Consider the following 5,074-nt stretch of genomic DNA (forward strand, 5'->3'; position numbering starts at 1 on the left):
CGGCGCGGGCGGCTCGGGCGGCTCCGGCGGCGCTGGCGGCGCGGGTGGCGTCGGCGGCTCCGGTGGTGCCGGTGGCACGGGCGGCTCCGGTGGGTCCGGCGGCGCCGGCGGCGGTGGCCCGGCTTGCGCCGATTTCAATGGCACCTACGTCGTGACGGAGCAGACCTCGTGCCCCATGGCGGCGCTCCTCAAGAGCGCATGCGTCGCGCAAAACGACTGCACACTCACCGTCGGCACCAACATGGGCGTGATGACCGGCACCGTGGACGGGGACATCGCAACCTTCTCGGGCGAGCTCTCCCACCTCTCCACGAAGTTTCCCTACGAATGCACCGCCAAGCGCGAGAATGGAAGCCTGGCGCTGAATTGCACCGTCACCATGGCGGACAGCACCTGCACCACGGCCATGGCGCTCCCCGCGCAGGCCCTCCCGGCCGGCGCCACGAGCGCCTGCTGCGACCTCGTGGGACAGAACTGCGGCGCCGGCAGCGAATGCACGCTGGTCGACCCCGCCGGGCAAAAGAAGACTTACTTCTCGGTATGCGAGGCCGTGGGCGGCGCCGTCGCGGAGGGCGCTGCGTGCACGCGGACCGCCTTCGGCGAAGACAACTGCGCCCCGGGCCTGCTCTGCACCGACGACGCCAAGGCGCCGAACAACTTCGCCTGCCGGGAGTACTGCGCCAAGAAGAGCGATTGCGACGCCAACGAGCTGTGCCTCGCCTACTGGACCGGTTCGCCCCTGGCCGGTGTCTGCATCCCGACCTGTACGCCCTTCAGCAATGGCTGCGAGGCGGGCTCGACGTGTCGCGACCGCAATTCCCTCACGAACGACGGAATCGTGGACATCTCTGGCGCCGGCGGCTTCGCGTGCGGCCACGCCGGCCCCGTGGCCGTCGGCGAGATCTGCCAGTGGGACGCCGATTGCGGCGTGAATGCTCGGTGCGGCGTCCAGTTCTCCGGGGGCGACGGCAACAAACGCTGCCTCGCGTATTGCGACGACGCACACCCCTGCTCCGGTGGGAAGTCCTGCTCCCCGTACTTCATCGACGGCTACACGGACTTCGGCGAATGCCAGTAGCGGATCGGGAGGCTTTTGCTCCGGCAAAAGCCTCCCGATGTCGGGGGGTGGGGAAACGCAACCGTTGGACGCGGCAACTTCGAGCTCGGCTCTTCCTTCTCGCTAGCATCCTCCGGCTCACTGATGGGGAAGAGGAGGAAGAGTCTGGAAGACCCTGCCCGGCTCGTCGAACGCCAGGGAGGGCACGGTTCGACTCAGCGCTGTCCACCGCCCTGCGTGGCGCCGCCCTGCGTCCCCGAGCCTGCTTGCTGTCCAGCGCCTCGCTGGCCAGAACTGCGCTGCCCCGCGCCCTGCTGCCCGGCCCGTTGCTGCACAGCGCCTTGCTGCCCGGCCCGTTGCTGCACAGCGCCTTGCTGCCCGGCCCGTTGCTGCACAGCGCCTTGCTGCCCGGCCCGTTGCTGCACAGCGCCTTGCTGCCCGGCCCGTTGCTGTCCCGCGCCCTGCTGCCCGGCCCGTTGCTGCACAGCGCCTTGCTGCCCAGCCCCTTGCTGCCCAGCACCTTGCTGCCCAGCGCCTTGCTGCACAGCGCCTTGCTGCACAGCGCCTTGCTGCCCAGCACCCTGCTGCCCAGCCCCTTGCTGCCCCGCGCCCTGCTGCCCAGCCCCTTGCTGCACAGCGCCTTGCTGCCCAGCGCCTTGCTGCCCAGCCCCCTGCTGCACAGCACCCTGCTGCCCAGCGCCTTGCTGCCCCGCGCCCTGCTGCACAGCCCCTTGCTGCACAGCCCCTTGCTCCTGCGCGGCGCCTCGTGGCTGCTGCTGGGAGCCTTGTTGCGCGGTGCCCTGTTGGCTTCTGTCGGCCCCGAGTGCCCTCCCTTCGCCGCGCTCGGTCCGGCAGCCCACGAGCAGCAGCGTAGCCGCCGCTCCCATCACGACCACCTTTCTCATGATGCCCCCCTTTCCGCGCGCGTGCGTTTGGCTAGCTCGCGCGTCCGCTTCCCTCGCAGCAATCCCCGAGCCACAAGGTACCGTGTGCACGGATCTCCCCTCGGACCGAGCGCCCTTCCGGCAAGCGTATCCGCCCCGGCGCCATCCCCGTCCGCCGGGCGCGCGTTGGCGGTTCCCACCTCCATGCCTGGAGGCTGGCACCTCCAACGTTCGACACGCCCCGACGCCGCGCCCCCCGTCCCGACCCCCAAAACCTCATTCCTTCCGCCGGGATAGCCCCGTCCACCCCGCCCCCCGCCGCCGTGGCATGCCCGTTGCGATTAAGGCTGGCATCCCTCGCATACGGAGAATGAATCCCATGGCCTCGACGAACCGCTTCGACTTCTGCCTCGCTCTTGTTCTCGCTCCCCTCGCCATTACCGCCACGACGACCTTCGTGGGATGCGCGGGCGACGACGTCACGACGCTCGGCGACGAAACGGCCCTCGATTCCGAGGCCTCGGCGGGCCTCGGGCTCGGCGCGCGGGGTGAGGACGTGCGCGCGGTCTACGAGTACCTGCGCAAGTACGGTTATTATCAAAACGAGGAGCTCGCCGAGCATTACCCCGACTGGACGCCCGCCGTCTCGCGCGAGCCGGCCGATCCGGAGCTCTTCGACGAGGCCCTCGAAGAAGGCGTGCGCCTCTACCAGGCCCAGCAAGGCCTGCCCGTGACCGGCGTCGTCGACGCCGAGACGCAGCGGATCATGCAGATGCCGCGCTGCAGCCACCCCGATTATTACGATCCGCCGAGCGTCGTGCCGACCTTCGACATCGAGAACCCCTACACGCACTTCGGCGGGACCTGGTCGTCGACGGCTCTGACCTATCGATTCGCGAACTACACCTCGGACTTCAGCCAGGCCTCGGTCCGCTCCGCGATCGAGAACGCGCTCTTCTCGTGGCGATCCTCCTCGAGCTTCAGCTTCTCCGAGGTGAGCTCGGGCGAGAACATCTCGTTCGGGTTCTACACGGGCAGCCATGGCTGCAGCAGCGCATTCGACGGCTCGTCCGGCGTCCTCGCCCACGCCTATTCGCCGGGCGGCGGCCTCGGAGGCGACGTGCATTTCGACGACGCGGAAGGCTGGTCCTCGGCATACCTGGAGACCGTCGCCCTGCACGAGGTCGGTCACGCCCTCGGCCTCGGCCATTCGGCCGAGTCGGCCGCGACCATGTACGCCTATTACACCGGCAACGACACCTCGCTCGCGGACGACGATCGCGCCGGCATCTGGTCGCGTTACGCCGCGTATGCGTCGCCGTCGGGCTGCGGCTGGCTTTCTTCCGGCCAGGGGCTCGGGGCGGAGCAATCGGTCTGGTCGTGCGACGGCCGCTTCCAGCTCAAGTTCCAGGGCGACGGTAACCTCGTGCTCTACCAGGGTGGCAGCGCGCTCTGGGCCTCGGGCACGAACGGCAAGGGCGGCGACCGAGCGATCATGCAGGAGGACGGCAACCTCGTCATCTACAAGTCCTCGGGCCAGCCCGTGTGGGCCACGGGCACGGCCGGGTCGTCGAATTACTACGCCAATCTCGCCGTGCAGAATGACGGCAACGTCGTGATCTACCGGGCCGGCGGCGGCGTCGCCTGGGCCAGCAATACCTGCTGCCATTGAGCGAGACGACATGCGGCGGCGCCCCCGTTCGCCGCCGCTGAGGTGAGGCCAGGCGCATGCGCGGGGGGGCATCCTCCACCCCCCTGCGCGTAGCCTGGGTTCCCCCTCGCCCTCCCCGCCCACGCGAGGGCCGTCCGCGGGAAGAATCGCGGCGTTGACAAGCTCCCCCCGCCCCGCCTAGATCTTTTGGAGGACCAATGAAAATCGTCTCGAACGCCCCGTTCCCTTGTGCGCCTTTGGTCTGGCCGAACCGCTCGCAGGGGTGGGTGTTCACGCTCGTCTGCAAGGCGACGTTCTCCCTCGCGCCGGGCACGTCCCAGCTCGCCGAGGCGCAAGAAGACATCACCTCCGCCGACGAGCACTGGGACGACGACTCGAACCGGAGCCTGCGCGCGCCCGGCGACCTCGTCCCCTTCAAGCCCCGCGCGGACGTGCTCCTCGTCGGCTCCGCGCACGCGCCGCAGCAGGTCCCCGCGCGCTCGGTCGTCGCGCGGCTCATCGTCGGCGAGGTCGACAAGTCGATCGAGGTCACCCTGGATCGATGGTTCCAGCCCGACGGATCCCTCGCCGAAGGTCAACGCTTCACGCGCATGCCGCTCGTCTACGAGCGGGCCGGCGGCGGCCCGGACACGGCGAATCCGGTCGGCGTGCGCGCGGGATGGGCCGACGGAATGGGGCGCGTGCGCGTTCCGAACATCACGTGGCCGGGCGTCACGGTCCGCGCCCCCGCCGATTTCGTCGAGCCCGTCGGGTTCGGCCCGCTCGCGCCTGGGTGGCCCTCCCGGCGCGAGCGACTCGGCGCGCTCGCCCGGAGCAGCTTGCCCGAGCGCTGGTACGAATCGCACGTCCCCGACGGCTTCGATTTCCGCTATTTCAATGCGGCGCCGCCGGATCAGCAGACCGATTTCCTGCCTCCGAACGCGCGGCTCATCCTCGAAAACCTGCACCCGAGCGTGCCGCGGCTCGTCACGAACCTGCCGGGCCTTCAGCCCGTGTTCCTGGTCGAGGGCCGCGGCGGGGCCGCGCAGCCGATGCGCGCCGATACCTTGTGGATCGACACCGATCGGCTGCTCTGCACGCTGACGTTCCGCGCGCAGATCCCCATGCGCCAGCGCGACGAGCCGGGCGACGTGAGGATCTGGCTCGACGGCGGGCCGTCCGCGGCCGCGCCCGAAGCGGCCTCGCGACCGCGGAAATCGATCCCGCCGAACGACGAGGCGGAGGCGAAATCCACGAAGCCCGGGCCGCCGCAGGCCATGACGATCGCCGACCCGAGCCTCGCGCAGGCCGCCGCGACCGGGCGCGTCTTGCCTTTCCAGTCGACGCCCGGCGCCGCGCCCGAGGCGCCGGCCCGCCCCCCCGCGCCCGGCGGGCGCCTGCCCTTCCTGAGCGCGCCGGCCTCGTCGCTCAGCGCGCCTGCCCCTGCGTCTCCGGCCGCGCCGCCGCTGTATGCGCCACCGC

At 70.4% G+C, this 5,074-nt stretch carries 3 protein-coding genes and 1 pseudogene; all 4 read left to right on the top strand.

What is annotated here, in order from left to right; translation table 11 throughout:
- Positions 1–1,078 (top strand): annotated as a pseudogene (locus QHF83_RS52810) (hypothetical protein); the annotation flags it as partial.
- 245 nt (positions 1,079–1,323) lie between these two features.
- Positions 1,324–2,238 (top strand): hypothetical protein, encoded by a 915-nt coding sequence (locus tag QHF83_RS52815; RefSeq protein WP_282425791.1) that lies wholly within the window; start codon positions 1,324–1,326, stop codon positions 2,236–2,238.
- A gap of 82 nt (positions 2,239–2,320) precedes the next feature.
- Entirely contained in the window at positions 2,321–3,613 is a 1,293-nt protein-coding gene (locus tag QHF83_RS52820) for a matrixin family metalloprotease (protein WP_282425792.1), read from the top strand.
- Between the two features lie 197 nt (positions 3,614–3,810).
- A partial coding sequence (locus tag QHF83_RS52825; RefSeq protein WP_282425793.1) for a DUF2169 domain-containing protein occupies positions 3,811–5,074 on the top strand: 1,264 nt, incomplete at its 3' end.

Source organism: Polyangium sp. 15x6 (assembly GCF_029960785.1).
Classification (GTDB): Bacteria; Myxococcota_A; Polyangia; order Polyangiales; family Polyangiaceae; genus Polyangium.